Origin of the sequence: Microbulbifer echini (assembly GCF_041447225.1) — a bacterium.
Lineage (GTDB): Bacteria > Pseudomonadota > Gammaproteobacteria > Pseudomonadales > Cellvibrionaceae > Microbulbifer > Microbulbifer echini.
The window spans coordinates 104,736-120,659 of sequence record NZ_JBGMEL010000003.1 but is presented as its reverse complement, the minus strand read 5'-3'; the positions used below and the strand labels follow the sequence as shown (position 1 = coordinate 120,659).

The 15,924-nt window shown below is 50.9% G+C and carries 14 protein-coding genes; 5 read left to right on the top strand and 9 right to left on the bottom strand.

What is annotated here, in order from left to right; translation table 11 throughout:
- Positions 1-40: 40 nt before the first annotated feature.
- Positions 41-514 (bottom strand): OsmC family protein, encoded by a 474-nt coding sequence (locus ACCI51_RS04320; protein ID WP_299583454.1) that lies wholly within the window; start codon positions 512-514, stop codon positions 41-43.
- 178 nt (positions 515-692) lie between these two features.
- Entirely contained in the window at positions 693-1,037 is a 345-nt protein-coding gene (locus ACCI51_RS04315) for a 4a-hydroxytetrahydrobiopterin dehydratase (protein ID WP_299583457.1), read from the bottom strand.
- Between the two features lie 263 nt (positions 1,038-1,300).
- Between ACCI51_RS04315 and ACCI51_RS04310 the strand changes: the two genes are divergently transcribed.
- On the top strand, positions 1,301-3,124 hold the full coding sequence (locus ACCI51_RS04310) for a DUF885 domain-containing protein (protein ID WP_371842726.1): 1,824 nt from the start codon (positions 1,301-1,303) through the stop codon (positions 3,122-3,124).
- A gap of 36 nt (positions 3,125-3,160) precedes the next feature.
- Here the strand turns inward: ACCI51_RS04310 and ACCI51_RS04305 are convergent, their stop codons facing one another.
- Positions 3,161-3,754 (bottom strand): sterol desaturase family protein, encoded by a 594-nt coding sequence (locus ACCI51_RS04305; protein WP_371842725.1) that lies wholly within the window; start codon positions 3,752-3,754, stop codon positions 3,161-3,163.
- 213 nt (positions 3,755-3,967) lie between these two features.
- Here ACCI51_RS04305 and ACCI51_RS04300 point away from each other — a divergent pair, with 213 nt between their 5' ends.
- Both ACCI51_RS04300 and ACCI51_RS04295 read left to right on the top strand, forming a co-directional pair.
- A complete protein-coding gene (locus ACCI51_RS04300) occupies positions 3,968-4,885 on the top strand; it encodes a LysR substrate-binding domain-containing protein (RefSeq protein ID WP_371842724.1) in 918 nt (305 codons plus the stop codon).
- Positions 4,886-5,056: 171 nt separating this feature from the next.
- Positions 5,057-5,254 (top strand): DUF3955 domain-containing protein, encoded by a 198-nt coding sequence (locus ACCI51_RS04295; protein ID WP_366525563.1) that lies wholly within the window; start codon positions 5,057-5,059, stop codon positions 5,252-5,254.
- Between the two features lie 59 nt (positions 5,255-5,313).
- Here ACCI51_RS04295 and ACCI51_RS04290 read toward each other — a convergent pair whose 3' ends face one another.
- Both ACCI51_RS04290 and ACCI51_RS04285 read right to left on the bottom strand, forming a co-directional pair.
- Positions 5,314-6,822 carry a fumarate hydratase gene (locus ACCI51_RS04290; RefSeq protein WP_371842723.1) on the bottom strand — a complete coding sequence of 503 codons (1,509 nt, stop codon included), beginning with the start codon at positions 6,820-6,822 and terminating at the stop codon, positions 5,314-5,316.
- A 161-nt stretch (positions 6,823-6,983) separates the two neighbouring features.
- Positions 6,984-7,739, bottom strand: a complete 756-nt coding sequence (locus tag ACCI51_RS04285) for a hypothetical protein (RefSeq protein ID WP_371842722.1) — start codon at positions 7,737-7,739, stop codon at positions 6,984-6,986.
- Positions 7,740-8,068: 329 nt separating this feature from the next.
- On the opposite strand from ACCI51_RS04285, the gene ACCI51_RS04280 reads away from it, so the two are divergent.
- Together ACCI51_RS04280 and ACCI51_RS04275 are read left to right on the top strand one after the other, a co-directional pair.
- Entirely contained in the window at positions 8,069-8,650 is a 582-nt protein-coding gene (locus ACCI51_RS04280) for a superoxide dismutase (protein WP_371842721.1), read from the top strand.
- A gap of 242 nt (positions 8,651-8,892) precedes the next feature.
- A complete protein-coding gene (locus ACCI51_RS04275) occupies positions 8,893-10,767 on the top strand; it encodes a DUF885 domain-containing protein (RefSeq protein ID WP_371842720.1) in 1,875 nt (624 codons plus the stop codon).
- Between the two features lie 74 nt (positions 10,768-10,841).
- On the opposite strand, the gene ACCI51_RS04270 is transcribed toward ACCI51_RS04275, so the two are convergent.
- From ACCI51_RS04270 to ACCI51_RS04255, 4 genes are all read right to left on the bottom strand, one after another.
- Entirely contained in the window at positions 10,842-12,659 is a 1,818-nt protein-coding gene (locus tag ACCI51_RS04270; protein ID WP_371842718.1) for a DUF885 domain-containing protein, read from the bottom strand.
- 131 nt (positions 12,660-12,790) lie between these two features.
- Positions 12,791-13,726, bottom strand: coding sequence for a universal stress protein (locus ACCI51_RS04265; protein ID WP_299583485.1), 936 nt, complete (start codon positions 13,724-13,726; stop codon positions 12,791-12,793).
- 369 nt (positions 13,727-14,095) lie between these two features.
- Complete coding sequence (gene hda, locus ACCI51_RS04260; RefSeq protein ID WP_299583488.1) at positions 14,096-14,809, bottom strand: DnaA regulatory inactivator Hda; 714 nt, start codon at positions 14,807-14,809, stop codon at positions 14,096-14,098.
- 1 nt (position 14,810) lies between these two features.
- The gene (locus tag ACCI51_RS04255; protein ID WP_371842717.1) at positions 14,811-15,908 is read right to left on the bottom strand and encodes a DUF2066 domain-containing protein; all 1,098 of its coding nucleotides are present in this window, start codon (positions 15,906-15,908) and stop codon (positions 14,811-14,813) included.
- Between the last annotated feature and the right edge of the window lie 16 nt (positions 15,909-15,924).

Below are 15,924 nucleotides of genomic sequence, written 5' to 3'. Positions count from 1 at the left end.
GTCATTACTTAGCGACAGCCAATCTGCTATAGGAAAGTACTCAGGCTGGAGGCGCTTGAATCTCTGTCACCACTTCAGCTTTAACGGAGTTCGCAATAAAACACTGCTTGTGGGAGAGGTGATGTATTTTTTCTAACTGCTCACGGTTGGGTTGTTTTTCACCGGAAAAGCGAACCGAAGGGCGCAGGGTAACTTTAGTCATAGCAATTCGACCATCATTATCGGTCCCCATAACTCCTCTAGCTTCATCGCAATATTCATCGACCACAAATCCACGCTTGGCTGCAATCGATAGAAAAAACAGCATATGGCAGCTGGACAGAGCCGCTACAAAAGCTTCTTCTGGATCAACATTTTCAACCACTGAATAGGGAATGGGTACGACATGAGGGGAGGAGGAGGCGGGAACAGAGGCGCCACCATCAAAGTGCCAGGTGTGAGCGCGGCTGTACTGGTTATCGGTGAATATTTGCTCGTCGCGCTGCCAGATTACCGTCGAGGTGTACTCGGACAAGATATCTCTCCTTCTATCCAACACTCATAGACCGGGATGGATGCAACAGTGCTAGGGATTCCATTTGGAAGGGGTCACCAGCCCTGTCTAAATCAGGTGCTGGTGAGAGCTGTCTCAGCAGGTATAACGCCTGCTCGAGCCATTTAAAGCGGTATACAGGCGCACTGTCAATCAATTGCTATGGAGCTTCTACCTGCTCGTCTGTGCGGGCAGCCATAATAAAATCATTCTTGTGTAAACCCTTAGCCTCATGGCTCCACCAAGTCACGGTAACCTTACCCCACTCGGTAAGCAGTGCTGGATGGTGCCCCACTTCTTCAGCAATAGCACCGACGCGGTTGGTAAAAGCCAGTGCCTGCTTAAAGTTGCGGAACTTGAAAACGCGCTCCAGCTGCATAATGCCGTCGCGGGCCATCGGGGTCCAATCTGGAATTTGGCGCAGCAACGCAGGAAGCTCATCATCACTGACGAGTGGGGCATCCGCGCGACAAGCTTCACATTGTTGTTGGGCGAGTTCTGTCATGAATAAGTCCTCAAAACCTTGTTTATTATCGGTTATTTAGCGTGGACCTCACTCTAACCGGGCCCCCGCAACGACACAAGTACAGACGTTAAAAACGCATTTTCTACGGTTTTCGCTCACCGATATGGAACAGTGTGCTAAAAGCTGACTAGCAGTTACTCCCCAGAAACATTCGGCGCCACCTTGCCCTAGCCCACAGGCAGATGTGTTAGCTTTTAAACAGATCTACAGGCGTTAACAAAAGCCCTTCGGCAAGGATCGCCATGAAAACCCTGCTCACGATATTGACTTTAATGTCGCTATTCACTCTATCTGCCTGTGGTCCCGAACGTACAGACCGGAAGCGTATAGTTCCCCCACAAGCTGAAACCATGAGTGAAATGCGCGCCGAGATGGAGCTGGCCTTCCAGCAACTGAGCCAACAGTTCATCAATGGCCTCTGGAAAGTCTTTCCATCCTGGGCCGTACGCGAGGGTTACTACGACGCTGCCATTTTTCTACAAGTACCCGACAAGGCATATCGCGCTTACTTAATGGACTTTGCGCAAACTTATGAGCGCAAGTTTTTGGCATTAGATCGTGAGTTACTCAGTATCACCTCCCTCACCGATATGACATTGATTTTAAATTTTTTAAAGCGCCTGCAATGGGAGCATACTACCTTTAAATCCTACCAATGGGATCCTTCTGTTTATAATGTCTCCCACCCCTTTGCCTTGATTCTGAACACCCCATTCGCTCCACTCAAGAAGCGATTGCGCACTTTCAACACCCGAATGCGCCGGGTACCCGAATATTACCAAGCCGCCAAACAAGCAATAAACAAGCCGGCAGCACCTCAACTAGCACTAGCCATACAGCAAAACGAGGGCGCCCTGGAAGTTTTTGGAGAAAAAGTAGAAAAGCTAGTAGACAGCAGTCAGATGTTTAACGATGAGAAATTAGTTTTCAGGCAGCGCTTAGATGCCACACGTACTGCAATAAAAGACTACATAATTTTTTTAAAGAAATTACAAACCAAATTGGAAAAGTCTGGTAGATTTCGAAACTTCCGTATTGGTGAAAAGCTTTACGAAGAAAAATTTTTATTCGACATTCAGATAGGCCTCAGCGCCAAAGAACTTTATCTACGCGCAAAAAAACAGCAACATCAGGTACATAATAAGATGTCAGAACTCGCCGAACAGCTCTGGCCTAAGTATTTTCCAGAAGACCCAATACCATCCAACCAGAACGAAAAAATTCGCCGGTTAATTGACAAACTTTCACTAAATCACGCCAGCAAAAATACGTTCAAAAAAGAGATAGAAAAGCAAATACCGCAGTTGGTGGATTTTGTGATCGAACATGACCTTTTATCCTTAGACAAAGAGAAACCTCTAGTGGTACGCACTACCCCACCTTATTTGCGCGGATTTACAGTTGCCTCGATTAATGCCCCCGGCCCCTATGATAAAAATGCCAACTCTTATTACAATGTTATACCCATAGAAACTATGAGCGACGAGAGGGCCAATAGCTTACTACGCGAGTACAATCATTACACTTTGCAAATACTCAATATTCACGAAGCCGTCCCCGGCCACTACACCCAGCTGGTTTATGCCAACCAATCGCCCAGCATTATTAAGACCATTCTCGGCAATAGTGCCATGATCGAAGGGTGGGCAGTCTATGCAGAACGTATGATGTTAAACGCAGGATATGGCGATTTCTCACCTGAACTTTGGTTGATGTATTACAAATGGAATTTGCGTGTAATTACCAACACCCTCCTCGACTACGGTGTACAGGTAAAGGGAATGACTGAGGCCGAGGCCATGAAGCTAATGGTGCAGGGGGCTTTTCAACAGGAGGCTGAGGCCGAGGGAAAATGGCACAGGGCCACCTTGAGCCAGGTACAGTTGACCAGCTACTTTGCTGGTTTCATATCCATACAAGCCTTGCGCGAAGAAGTGGAAAAAAAACTGGGTGATAATTTCAATCTAAAACATTTCCATGAAAATTTCTTGAGTTTTGGCAGTGCACCTGTACCCATTATCCGCGAATTAATGCTGACGGACTTAGACCAAGAAAACCAGAATTAAAGCCTCCCATAAACTCATGAAAGAATGAAATATTTTTCAATCACAAAAATCATCAAAAGAGTCCAATGGCTCCCAATATAAAGTACCCAGCAAAAGGTCAAATAAGGGGAAGGTCAAATTAAAATTATGGGCTTTCATTAATTTTCGATGATGATGGATTCTATGCAGATGGGCCAACTCACGAAGCCCAGGCACCCTATGAAACCAGCCCCCCCTGGGCTGATGGTATCCAATATGTAAAAGCTCATAAGCCAAATGATTTAATATCATGGTTGCCGCCATGAGGTATCCCACATTCACTGAAACCAACCAAGTTAGGCAAAATCCAAAAAATGGCGCCAGAACAATAGCAACAAAAGCGGTTAAATACGTAGGAAACAGTACAATACGCCAATCGTAAGCCGACTCAAAAGACAATTGTGGCGCAGAAAAAAAACTGTGATGGTCACCGGTATGACGCCGGTAGAAAAGTTTGGTCAGCTTCAGCTTTTTATGCCCCGCCCAGCGGTGGCTCACATACTCTACAGCGTTGTAAGCCAGAATTCCGAGCGGAATCACCAGCAGTTCCCCCCCTTTCAGATCCCTTATATGCAAAATACAATAGACTGCGGCTGTAAGGCTGATCAACATAACACCTCCCAAATGAACCCAGCCGCTATAGCGCCTCTGAACACGAGCCCTATATTCCGCTCTGAAAGCCGTGGTATCAGGCATCCTGCACATAACTCACCTCTATTTTTAGAGTGATTAAGGTGTTTTTAATCTGTTGACCCGAAATATAATAAGAGACATCATGCTGCGTCTAATAAATAATTATTAATTGTATTATTCTCCAGGCTGATAATGTCAACGCACCTAAGATCGCTGGACTTGAACCTGCTCCCCATATTTGACGCGCTTATGCTCGAGCAAAATCTAACCAGAGCTGCCATTAAACTGCATATGAGTCAACCCGCTGTCAGCGCTGCCCTTAAGCGATTGAGGGCAACCTATGAAGATGAACTGTTTATTCGAACCGCAAAGGGCCTGCGTCCCACTGAACGCGCGCTTTCACTACACCCATCTATTCATCAGGCACTCACTACCGTTCGTTCCGGGCTTCAACAAACACCGTTTAATTATCGAAAAGCCGAACAGGAGTTTTCCATCGTTATGCCGGATGTGGTGGAAACGCTGATGATCCCCGGTTTTAGTGAATGGCTTCGTGAATATGCACCCGGCATCAAGCTTACAGTGCTCCCCGATGAATCCGAAATGACGACCAGAATGATAAGTAATGGCGAGGTAGACCTGATTATTGATTACCTGCCGGTGGAGTCACCCAACTATGTTACACAACCGATCTCTGAAGAAGAGCTTGTAATTATTGTCGGAAAGCATAATAAAAAAATCGGTAACGCAATCAGTGAAAAGAGCTTCCAAACTTTACCACAAGTGTCCCTATTAAGAGGGAACCCGATGGGCTCCCCGATGGAAAGGCTAGCCCGCCCCCAAAAATTACAACGCAATATTTGTCTGCGAATCCCTCACCTCTCCTCTTTTCCCTATGTGGTATCTACTACGGATTTAATTGGTGTTGTACCAGCGAGAATGATGCATTCCGCCCACTACAAAGCACTCCCAGTGCGTATGCTCAAATTGCCAATGGCATTCCCTAAAGTTTTGCTACAGTTGACTTGGCACAAGTCACAAACAGTTAATCCCGCCCATCGCTGGGTAAGGGAAAAAATTCTGGAGCTTTATCCTACTTTAGGAAAATAGAATGCCCGGATAGCGACCCATATTATCTCGGCAAACTATCAGGTTAGCGGATTAATGTGGAACCAAAGATCGACTGGCGGGTGCCCGTGAAGTCGATAAGGTTTCATCTATTACACGATCAGATTACGAATAGAGTGCAGGTTTAGAGGAATTATTTTGCTAAAGATTGGAGTGGTATTAATTATTTTTGGAGGGCTATCCCTTCTCGCCTTTTGGCTCATTGGCAGCAGTATAGACTCAGAGGGAATCTTGCGTGAGCCATTTGCATTATTACCGCTTGGCTTACTAATTCTCTTGAGCGGAGCTGTTATCACAGTGATCGGTATTGTTCGCCGTAAACACCGCCAGGTAAATAGCCGGATTCGATGAAACAGCACAAAAAAAGGCCGGGCACCTGGGGTGGCCGGCCTTTCCAGTGGGCATGTAGCTTAAACCACACCCTCTTCAATTTTAGCTTTCCAGATCAGCGGGCCAGTCGTGTGCACTGATTCACCTTCGCTATCCACTGCGACAGTGACCGGCATGTCTTCCACTTCGAACTCATAAATAGCTTCCATACCCAGCTCTGGGAAGGCGACAACCTTGGAGCCTTTGATTGCTTGCGCTACCAGGTAGGCTGCACCACCGACGGCCATCAGGTACACCGCTTTATTATCGCGGATTGCCTCAATTGCCATGGGACCGCGTTCGGCTTTACCGATCATTCCCTGCAGGCCGGTTTCTTCGAGCATGGTGCGAGTGAATTTATCCATACGAGTGGCGGTGGTGGGGCCTGCAGGGCCAACCACTTCGTCGCGTACTGGATCTACTGGGCCCACGTAGTAAATAAAGCGGCCAGTGAGGTCCACCGGTAGTTTCTCGCCCTTCGCAAGGATATCAACCATTTTCTTGTGAGCGGCATCACGGCCGGTAAGCATCTTACCGTTGAGCAGCAGGGTTTCACCGGGCTGCCAGCTTCGCACGTCTTCTGCCGTTACGGTATCCAGGTTCACGCGACGGGTATTACTGCCGGCCTCACGGGTAATTTGTGGCCAGTCTTCCAACTTTGGCGGTGTCTGACGCGCGGGACCCGTGCCATCCAGAGTAAAGTGGGTATGACGGGTGGCGGCACAATTGGGAATAATCGCCACGGCTTTGTTGGCTGCGTGGGTCGGGTAATCCTTAATTTTGACGTCCAGCACGGTCGTCAGGCCACCAAGACCTTGAGCACCAATACCCAGTTTATTTACAGAATCGTAAAGCTCCAGGCGAAGCTCTTCGGCACGATTGGAAGCGCCACGCTCCTGCAAATCCTGAATATCGATAGGGTCGAGCAGGGATTCCTTGGCCAGCAGCATCGCTTTTTCAGCGGTTCCACCAATACCGATACCCAGCATGCCGGGCGGACACCAGCCGGCGCCCATCTGCGGTACCATCTTAAGGACCCAATCCACAACAGAATCGGAGGGGTTCAGCATCGCGAACTTGGTCTTGGCCTCGCTGCCGCCGCCTTTGGCTGCTACGTAGACCTCTAGGGTATCGCCGGGTACGATTTCAAAGTGAATCACCGCCGGAGTGTTGTCACCGGTATTTTTGCGGGCGCCATCCGGGTCTGTAAGGATAGAAGCACGTAGTACGTTGCTAGCATTTTGATAGGCGCGACGCACCCCTTCATTCACCATGTCTGTAACGCTCATTTCAGCGTCCCAGCGCACATTCATACCCACTTTCAGCTTAACGGTCACAATACCCGTGTCCTGGCAGATGGGGCGATGGCCTTCGGCGCACATACGTGAGTTGATCAGTATCTGCGCCATGGCGTCCTTGGCCGCCGGGTTGACCTCTTTCTCATAAGCCTTGTTCAGGGCCTGAATGAAGTCCTGTGGGTGGTAGTAAGAAATAAATTGCAGCGCGTCGGCAACGCTGTCGATCAGATCATCCTGGCGGATAGTGGTCATGCCCAACTCCGATTAACGTCTCAAGGCCGGCGATTCTACACGAAAAGTAGGGTTATTGGCCTGCGATTGATTTGATATGGCCCTGCGGCCCGATTGCGTTTTGTGCGACAAATAAAAAAGGGCGAACACAGGGTTCGCCCTTTCGAGGTGTTAACCGAAAATTACATCGACGAAGCTGTGGGCTCACTGGATTGCAGGGAGCGGATGGCATCGCGCAACTGCACCAGGTCCTTGTTGACCGAGCGACGGTAGGCATCAATAGATTCCACCGCTTCCTCGTTGGCACCGACACGCATGGTCAGATCGCTGCGCACAGAGGCCAGCTGGCGCTCCAGACGCGCAATTTTGTCGCCCATCTCGCGCTTGCTCTCGGTATTGCCTTTGCGCAGTTCCGACAGGGCAGACTCCACTGAGGCGATTTTTTTCACGCTGGTATCGAGGCTGCCGAGCTTGCTGTTGAGGGACGCCACTTGCTTTTTGTTCGCAGCGGCCGCGGCCTTATTGGCCGCAATACCCTTGCGATTGGTATCGTAAGCCACGCCCCAGAGCTTGCGGATCTCAGCAGTATTCTCTTTGGCCTTGGCATTCAAGACTTCAACCGAAGCCGTAGATTCCTCGTCGGAAAGGCTAAAGCGCTTCTCCAGCTCGGCAATACGGCCCTCTGCATCGGTGATGCGATTCTCCGCATTGACCAGCAGGGTGCGGCTCTCCTGCCACTGCTGATAGAGGAAACCAGAAGCGGCAAGGCCACCCATGGCCAGGACCAGGGCACAGAGACCGAGGAAGGAAAATCCGCCGCGGCGCTCCTCGACAATAACTTGCGACTCTGTGGTCTGCTCACCGTGCTCTGGAGCGCTGGGCTCCAATGTGGGTTCAATGGCGGCACTGCCGTCCAGTGTGGGCTCTCTGCGTTGCATGTATCAATACACCCGGTAACTAATCTGGTGGGGTCGGTACTGGTCAGTTCGGGATTGTCCCGCCCAGTATCGTAAAAGTCACTACTTCATTGGAAATCAAGCCGAGACAGATTCGTCGAATTCTGCGGCATTTATACCAAAAATTGACGAAAAAGTAAGCGGCACGAGTAAGAATAGCCGACATCAATGTGATGGTGACATCAAACTTCACCCCTTGAGTTCGAGGAAAACGTCCCAAAATTCCCTATTCCATAGCGCCGGCTTAATTCTGGCATACGGCGCGTGTAGAATGCTCTCACCAATAACCTAAACAAAGGAAGGAAGACACCATGGCTTTCGAATTGCCCGAACTCCCCTACGCGATGAATGCCCTGGCCCCGCACATCTCCGAAGAAACCCTGGAGTACCACTACGGTAAACACCACAAGACTTACGTAGATAAGCTGAATGGCCTGCTAGAAGGCACCGCTGACGCCGAAAAATCCCTGGAAGACGTCATCAAATCCTCCTCCGGTGGCGTGTTCAATAACGCCGCGCAAGTGTGGAACCACACCTTCTACTGGAACTGCCTGAGCCCCAACGGTGGCGGCGAAGCCAGCGGTGCGATCGCAGAAGCCATTACGGCAGCCTTCGGTAGCTTCGACAAGTTCAAAGAAGAGTTTACTGCCAGCGCGGTGAACAACTTCGGCTCCGGTTGGACCTGGCTGGTAAAAAAGGCCGACGGCTCCGTAGCGATCGTTAACACTTCCAACGCGGCTACCCCACTGACCGAAGAGGGTGTTACTCCGCTGCTGACGTGCGATGTATGGGAACACGCTTACTACATCGACTACCGCAACCTGCGTCCGAAGTACATGGAAGCCTTCTGGGCCCTGGTGAACTGGGAATTTGTTAACCAGAACTTCGCCTAATCGCGGGATCACCTAAAAAAGCGGGCTCTGCCCGCTTTTTTACCTTCAGAAGGCCGGAATCATTAGCGGCCCCTCACCCTGGGACCGCCCCCTGGCCAAAAGCCGCACAAGTGCGCACAATACCTTCTGATCTGCGCCGCAAACGCTGTACAAAATACGGCTTAACGGCATTGAGAATCTAAAGAATGCCGCCTTAAGCAGCACAAAATTGCAAAGATTATCCGAACACTGGGAATACGCTTATGAAGTTGAAACCAACCCTGATCGCAGCCGCCATTAGCGCGCTGGTTATCAGCGGCTGTGACCGCAGCGCCACTGAAGCCTCAGAGCAGAGCGCGTCCTCCGTCACTGCCGAGCAGTCCGCTCAAGACAGCACCGCAAAAGTGAACCAGGAGGCCATCCAGCAGGTAAACCAGATGTTCGAGGATTTCTTCCAAGAGCACCTGTCTCGCAGCCCCGAGTTCAAAACCTTCCTTGGCCAAAAAGAAGACTACGACAAGTGGGACAACCTCTCTTCAGAGTTCTCCAAAGAAACCCTGGAGATCAATAAACGCCAGCTGGCTGAGTTGAACAAAATCGCTCCCAACACCTTGGACGAAGCTACTCGCCTGAGCCTGCGCCTGGCCAAACGCAATCTGGAGCAGGACATCGAGGGTTATCAGTGGCGCAACCACTACTACCCTGTCAACCAGATGTATGCCACCCACACCAGCGCAGCCTCCTTATTGATCAGTCAACACCGCATTGATGGGGTGAGCGATGCCGAGGCCTACATCGCCCGTTTGAACGGTATGCCGCAGTACTTCGCCCAGCTGGAAGAAAATCTGAAAGCCAATGCCAAGGCCGGCACCATCGTGCCGAAATTTGTATTCCCCTACGTAATCAGCGATTCAAAAAACCTGATCAGCGGCGCACCTTTTGACGGCGAGAAAGACAGCCCCTTATTTGCCGACTTCAAAGGCAAAGTAGAGAAGCTGGAGATTACCACTGAGCAGAAAAAAGCGCTGATCGACAAGGCCAGCACCGCCCTGCAAAATAGTGCCGGCCCAGCGTACAAGAAACTGATCAGCTACCTGCAAACGCTGGAGCAAAAAGCCTCCACCGACGATGGCGCATGGAAATTGGCCAACGGTGATGACTTCTATAAATTCCGCCTCGGCGTGTATACCACCACAGACCTGACGGCCGACGAAATCCACCAAACCGGCCTCAAAGAAGTTGCGCGTATCCACGATGAAATGCGCGAGATCATGCGCAAGGTAGGCTTTGAGGGTAATCTGCAAGAATTCTTCGAATTCATGCGTACCGACAAGCAGTTTTACTACCCCACTTCCGAGAAAGGCAAAACGGAATATCTGGAAAAAGCCACGGCGATCATTGACACCATGAAAGGTCGCTTGGACGAGCTATTTATTACCAAACCCAAGGCGGACCTGGATGTTCGAGCCGTTGAGCCATTCCGCGAAAAATCCGCGGGTAAGGCCTTCTATCAACGTCCAGCTCCAGACGGCTCTCGCCCTGGCATCTACTACGCCAACCTCTACAACATGGAAGATATGCCCTCTTACCAAATGGAAGCGCTGGCTTACCACGAGGGCATTCCCGGCCATCATATGCAACTCTCCATCGCCCAAGAGTTGCAAGACATTCCCAAATTCCGTAAGTACGGCGGCTACACCGCTTATACCGAGGGCTGGGGCCTCTACTCCGAGCTGGTGCCGAAAGAGCTGGGTTTCTATGAAGACCCCTACTCCGACTTCGGCCGCCTGGCTATGGAGCTGTGGCGCGCGGGTCGCCTGGTCGTCGATACTGGCCTTCACGCCAAAAAATGGACCCGTGAAGAGGCCATTAACTACCTGGTGGAAAATACCCCCAATCCGAAAGGTGACGTGGTTAAGGCCATTGAGCGTTATATCGTAATGCCCGGCCAAGCGACGGCTTATAAAATCGGTATGCTGAAAATTGTCGAGCTGCGCGAGAAAGCCAAAACCCAGCTGGGTAGCAAGTTCGACGTGCGCGGCTTCCACGATACGATTTTGGCTAACGGTGCTGTACCGCTGGATGTTCTCGAAGAGCTGGTAAACCAATGGGTTGAGGGTGTAAAAGCAAAAAGCTAACCCCGCCTAGCGATATTAAGTCCACTAAAAAGGCCACTCTCTGAGTGGCCTTTTTGCTTATATTTAAACCTTATTTACCCTTTCTCTGCAGCAATCCAATCATCCACCTGACGCTCCAAAATTGCCAGCGGCAAGGCACCATTGGTAAGCATCACATTATGGAATTGACGGATATCGAATGCATTACCCAGGGCGGCCTGCGCTCTTCCTCGCAACTCTAGTATTTTTAACATTCCCGCTTTGTAGGCGAGCGCCTGTCCGGGCATCACCAGATAACGTTCGATTTCTGTAGTGACCTCTGTTTCCGCCATCCCGGTCTTTTCCACCATATAGTTAATGGCCTCTTCGCGGCTCCAACGCTTATGGTGCAAACCCGTATCCACAACCAAACGTACTGCACGGAACATCTCTGCCTGAAGACGGCCAAGGTCGTTATAGGGATTTTCCTGAAAACCCGCCTCCTTGGCCACTTGCTCAGCATAAAGCGCCCAGCCTTCCGCATAGGCTGTAAACAGGCCCAGCTTGCGGAAGGTGGGTACGCCTTTAAGCTCCTGGGCTATTGCCAGCTGAAAGTGGTGGCCGGGAACTGCTTCATGATACGCCAATGTCGGCATTCCAAATTTTTTGGTCTCATGTACATCGCGCAAGTTTGCATAAAAAACGCCAGGGCGGGAACCATCCATGGCCGGAGGGTTGTAGTAAGCGCCTGGAGCGCCCTGCTCCTTGAATTCGGGAACCCGCCTTACCTCAACTCCCATTGCCGGCTGTACATCGAAGTACTCTCCCAACCCGGTATTTATCGCATCAATCATGACCTGATAATCTGCAATAATCTGCTCGCGGCCCTTATCCGAGTCCTCGTATAAAAACTGGGGATCGTTATTGATAGCGGCAAATCGCGCACTGATACTGCCGCTATCCTGCCCAATGGAAGAGAAAATACGATTCATTTCCCCTTCTATTCTTGCCACCTCCTCTACACCAGTCCGATGTAACTCTTCGGGAGACAAATTCGTCGTAGTGTGGCTGCGCACCTGATAGGCATAAAATTCATCCCCGTCAGGTAGCGCCCAAACCCCGTTGTTTTCAAAAACTTCTTGCTGTAATTGGCGATAGTAGGCAATCAGATGCTTATAGGCGGGATAGATCTCTGCATCGATGAGGGATTCCCCCCGGCCAAGAATTCGCACACGCTCCTCATTGGCCAATCCTTCAATCTTGTTCAGGCGCTCTTCTAGAGAGGTATAGAGAATATTTTCGTGCGCCGGCTGGGCAATGAAATTTTGCATTTCCTTCAGCACACTGTCGATCACAAATCGTGGCGGCAAGATATTTCTTTCCTCACGAATCTTCAGGCCATCGAGCACCTGAGAAAACTTGCGATCGACTTCATCCAGACGGGAAAGATAGTAATCCGCTTCTTTAATATTGTTTATTTGATGCACTTCTGCGAGAAACTCCGGCAGACTATTTTGCACACCAAACATTTGATTGAGCGGGTAATCGTGATATTTCCACCGCTCACCCTCCACCATATTGCCTAGAAAGTACGAAAAGACATCATAGGAAATCGCTTTCTGCCCCCCTAAACCAGCACGATTGTACTGATGAAGCACCGCTAGCTCATCTTTAATTATTTGCATCTGGCGATGCTGCTCCGCCTCGGATACGTCATCGAGGTGCGCATTGTGTCCATCAATACCAAACTGCTCAAGAATACGTAACTGCGAAAGAATTTCTGGGCTGGTGCTGCCGAGCTTGATAAAGGCTCGCTCAAAATACACATCAATAGACCAGGGTTTAAAATAGACCGCATTAACAGCAAATACCGAGACCGCCGCGACCCCCAATAACAAAATCCCACCAAACCATTTGGCTAACTTCCTAATCATTATTTTCTCCTTTTTTTGATGCTGCGATTTGTATCCGCCGTCCTATCTATATCACCGACCCCAAGTGAACCTAGATAGGCTCTGAACAACATAAGCCAAAATGCAGGCAAACCGCACACCCATCTTAAGCGTTACAACTTAATGGGAGAAATAAAATCACTGGGCTTTAACGCAAGTAGAGAACAACTCACCTTCTGCAGAATATTTTCAGCTGTATTCCCCATAATAAATCCGGGGATTCCCGCTCTGCCCACGGTACCCATCACCAGGAGATCGAGCTGTTCATCATCAATTAAGAGCGGAATAAAGTTATCGGGGTGAGCAATTACGTGGTGTACCTGCATATCGCCACCGATACCGGAAGCCCGTATCAGCACATCCAGCTTTGAGCGATGCTGTGCCCGAGCGGCCTCTGTGGCCTGATCCAATTCTTCTTCGGAGGCACTTAAGGGAAAATGGCGGCGCAAGTACTCGTCCACATCGAAATCCCAGCAGGAAATCACATGCAGGATACCGTTGCAGTTGTCTGCCAATACGCGTGCCCAGCGCAATAAGCGGATCGCCAGATCGTAGGTACTACCCTCATCACACTCTGGGTCGATCGCCACCGCTACCCGTATCTCTGTATGAGTGCGCTCTATAGGCCGGCACAACCACACTGGACAGGGGCTCTTGCGCAACAACTCCATATCAATGGCTTTAAAACCCTTGAGCTGGCTCAATCCTTCAACATTCTTGATTACTAGGTCATAGCCCTCTTCGAGTACACGTCGGATAACCCTCTCCGCTGGACGTGGGCCACAGTCCCATTCAATTTCCATTTTCACTTGCTCTTTGGGCACCTTCATCCGCTCCTGGGTAGCGGCAATCTCACTTTTTACCCGCTTCAGCATTGCCTCAACGCAGAGGTTACTAAAATCCTCAAACCCTGCAGGCACCGCCGGACAGACTAAAAGCACCTTAATTTCTGCCCTGTTATTACGAGCGAGAGCAAATGCCTGCAACAAACCGCTGGATTCATCTTCAGCCGCATGGCTCACATAAAGGACTTTATGAATATTCGGCATAACACTTTCCTAGAACTGCGAGCTTTGGAAATAAAGGTAGGCGAAAACTTCCTTGCGAACCCTCTGACCACCACCATTTGATACTGTGTAGGATGGTCAATTCAAAGTTAAAGGATAGAAGTGCCGGGCAGATAATCGAGAGAGGGGGCTGTTAGGAGCCAAAGATAAGACCGCCGACTCCTGGGCAATGGCTAGGTACTCAAGAGCTCGAGAAGTACTGAAAATCGCGTGATAATTTTGGCTTTCAGGGCGGCTCACAATCAAGGCGCGGGCTAGTACGAATGCCTAGACCTTTCGAAAAGTTGTCGCGCAAAGCGTGAACCCCGGTGAAAGTCCCGCAAAAACAATACGGGACTCTTCAGGGACTCCTTAGATATCCAGTACCTGCTTCACAAAGGGGATAGTGATTTTGCGCTGGGCCATCAGAGAGGCCCTGTCCAGCTGCTCCAGTAACAGGAACAAGGCACGGGTATCCCTGGGCACGCGGTGCAAAATATATTGCGCAACATCTTCCGGCAGGTCGAAACCGCGCAGGCGACTGCGCCTGCGCAGGGCCGCTACCTTGTCACGATCATTCATCGGCTGTAACTGGAACACCAGGGACCACTGCAGACGCGACAACAGATCCGCGAGAGAGATATCCATCCCTCGTGGGGATTTACGTGCGCCTAATAGGAGCTGTCTGCCACTGTCTCTGACCCGGTTATACAAGTGGAACATGGCTGTCTGCCATTCCGGCTGCCCCTCCAGCAAGTGAAGGTCGTCGATACACACCAGGTCCAGTTGCTCGAGGCCATCAAGGAGTACAACCGGATCCATGGTCATCAATTCGGCCACGGGAATGTACTGGAAACTGCGGCCACTGGCCTCAGCCGCTTGGCAAGCGGACTGCAGGAGATGGCTCACTCCACTGCCCGCATCGCCCCAGACATACATCACCGCTTCAGGATTCTGCCCACTGGCGAAAGCCTGCAGCAGAGCCACAACCTGACGGTTGGGGTCCGAGTCAGACAGATAAAAGTTATCGAAAGTGGCATCATCCCTCAGGGATACTCCCAGGGGCAGCTGTTGCGGAATACTCATTTCAGTCCCAGCGATAGCGCAACGGATTATCAGCGCCGCCCAGAGGTGCACGGTGTCCATTCAACTCAATGGCATCCGCGTCCCCATGCGCCCGCAATTTATGGTTTAACGCCAGGGCATCGCGCAAGCTGCGGAGCCCAGCTGTGGTTGCTAGCGCAAGACGCATCCGATCCCCCTCCACAGAGAGGAGATTGGCACTGCTCACCTGCGCCAGCCCCTGCAGATAGGCTGAAGCCTCCGCGTAGTCGGCAAAACTATCCACGCCCGATAACTCCACAACAATCGCACCCTGTTGAGTATCCTCAACACCTGGGCGCACCGCATAGCGCTGTGCGAGCAGGTTAGCCATCTGATTGACACCGCGCAGCGCAACCTCCTCCAATGAACCACCAGCACTGTCAAAAGCGTAGCTGCGACCGCCGTGTATCAATAGCCAGTCCGCCTGCCAGCGACGCCCCGAGGCTTGAAGCAGACGCCCCATTAAGGTGGCATCGGGGCGATAGCGCAGACCGGCACGCTCCGCGGCTTGCTCATCCTGAGCCCAAAGAGCGCCGAGTGGCATATTGCGCTGGTCATTGAGATCCATCACTGGGAAATCCAAAGGTACCCCGCGCTCTATTGCCATAGCGTCAAGCACCGAGAACAGTTCGGGGGAATCGTCCTCCCGGAGAATATTGCGCCCCCCTTTGAGGGTATCCACCGCCAACCACACCAAAGTGCCGGGGCGATTGTTGGGCCACATGGGCAAACCCAGCTGGTGTATTTGCCTGGAAATGGCTTGGGGATCAAAAGAGAGATGGAGGTAGAGCTGGTTATCTTCGCTAGTATAGCGATAGCCCTGTAGGAAATGCCGAGCTTTCTGCAAGATGGGTTGTAGGTTCGGGTTGCTGCCAATTGCGGCGTCCCCGGTAACACGCACAAACACTCGCTCGAGCCCCCGACTGCCGGCACTCGCACGGTCAGTTGCCCCGCGACTCGGTACGGCCTCGACCACTTCGTACAGATCCGAGATAACTCGAGCCTGGACTGGCAGAATCAGGGCGCCGAACAACAGGACCAAAAACTGCAACACCAATCCCTGCCGGAGCAGCTTGTGCATAGGATTTCTCTCCAAA

What these genes read in the sequence shown, in the direction of transcription:
- ACCI51_RS04315 (WP_299583457.1), bottom strand. Translation starts at nt 1,037, where the DNA reads ATGACAGAACTCGCCCAACAACAATGTGAAGCTTGTCGCGCGGATGCC.
- ACCI51_RS04310 (WP_371842726.1), top strand. Translation starts at nt 1,301, where the DNA reads ATGAAAACCCTGCTCACGATATTGACTTTAATGTCGCTATTCACTCTA.
- ACCI51_RS04305 (WP_371842725.1), bottom strand. Translation starts at nt 3,754, where the DNA reads ATGTTGATCAGCCTTACAGCCGCAGTCTATTGTATTTTGCATATAAGG.
- ACCI51_RS04300 (WP_371842724.1), top strand. Translation starts at nt 3,968, where the DNA reads ATGTCAACGCACCTAAGATCGCTGGACTTGAACCTGCTCCCCATATTT.
- ACCI51_RS04290 (WP_371842723.1), bottom strand. Translation starts at nt 6,822, where the DNA reads ATGACCACTATCCGCCAGGATGATCTGATCGACAGCGTTGCCGACGCG.
- ACCI51_RS04285 (WP_371842722.1), bottom strand. Translation starts at nt 7,739, where the DNA reads ATGCAACGCAGAGAGCCCACACTGGACGGCAGTGCCGCCATTGAACCC.
- ACCI51_RS04280 (WP_371842721.1), top strand. Translation starts at nt 8,069, where the DNA reads ATGGCTTTCGAATTGCCCGAACTCCCCTACGCGATGAATGCCCTGGCC.
- ACCI51_RS04275 (WP_371842720.1), top strand. Translation starts at nt 8,893, where the DNA reads ATGAAGTTGAAACCAACCCTGATCGCAGCCGCCATTAGCGCGCTGGTT.
- ACCI51_RS04270 (WP_371842718.1), bottom strand. Translation starts at nt 12,659, where the DNA reads ATGATTAGGAAGTTAGCCAAATGGTTTGGTGGGATTTTGTTATTGGGG.
- ACCI51_RS04265 (WP_299583485.1), bottom strand. Translation starts at nt 13,726, where the DNA reads ATGCCGAATATTCATAAAGTCCTTTATGTGAGCCATGCGGCTGAAGAT.
- hda (WP_299583488.1), bottom strand. Translation starts at nt 14,809, where the DNA reads ATGAGTATTCCGCAACAGCTGCCCCTGGGAGTATCCCTGAGGGATGAT.
- ACCI51_RS04255 (WP_371842717.1), bottom strand. Translation starts at nt 15,908, where the DNA reads ATGCACAAGCTGCTCCGGCAGGGATTGGTGTTGCAGTTTTTGGTCCTG.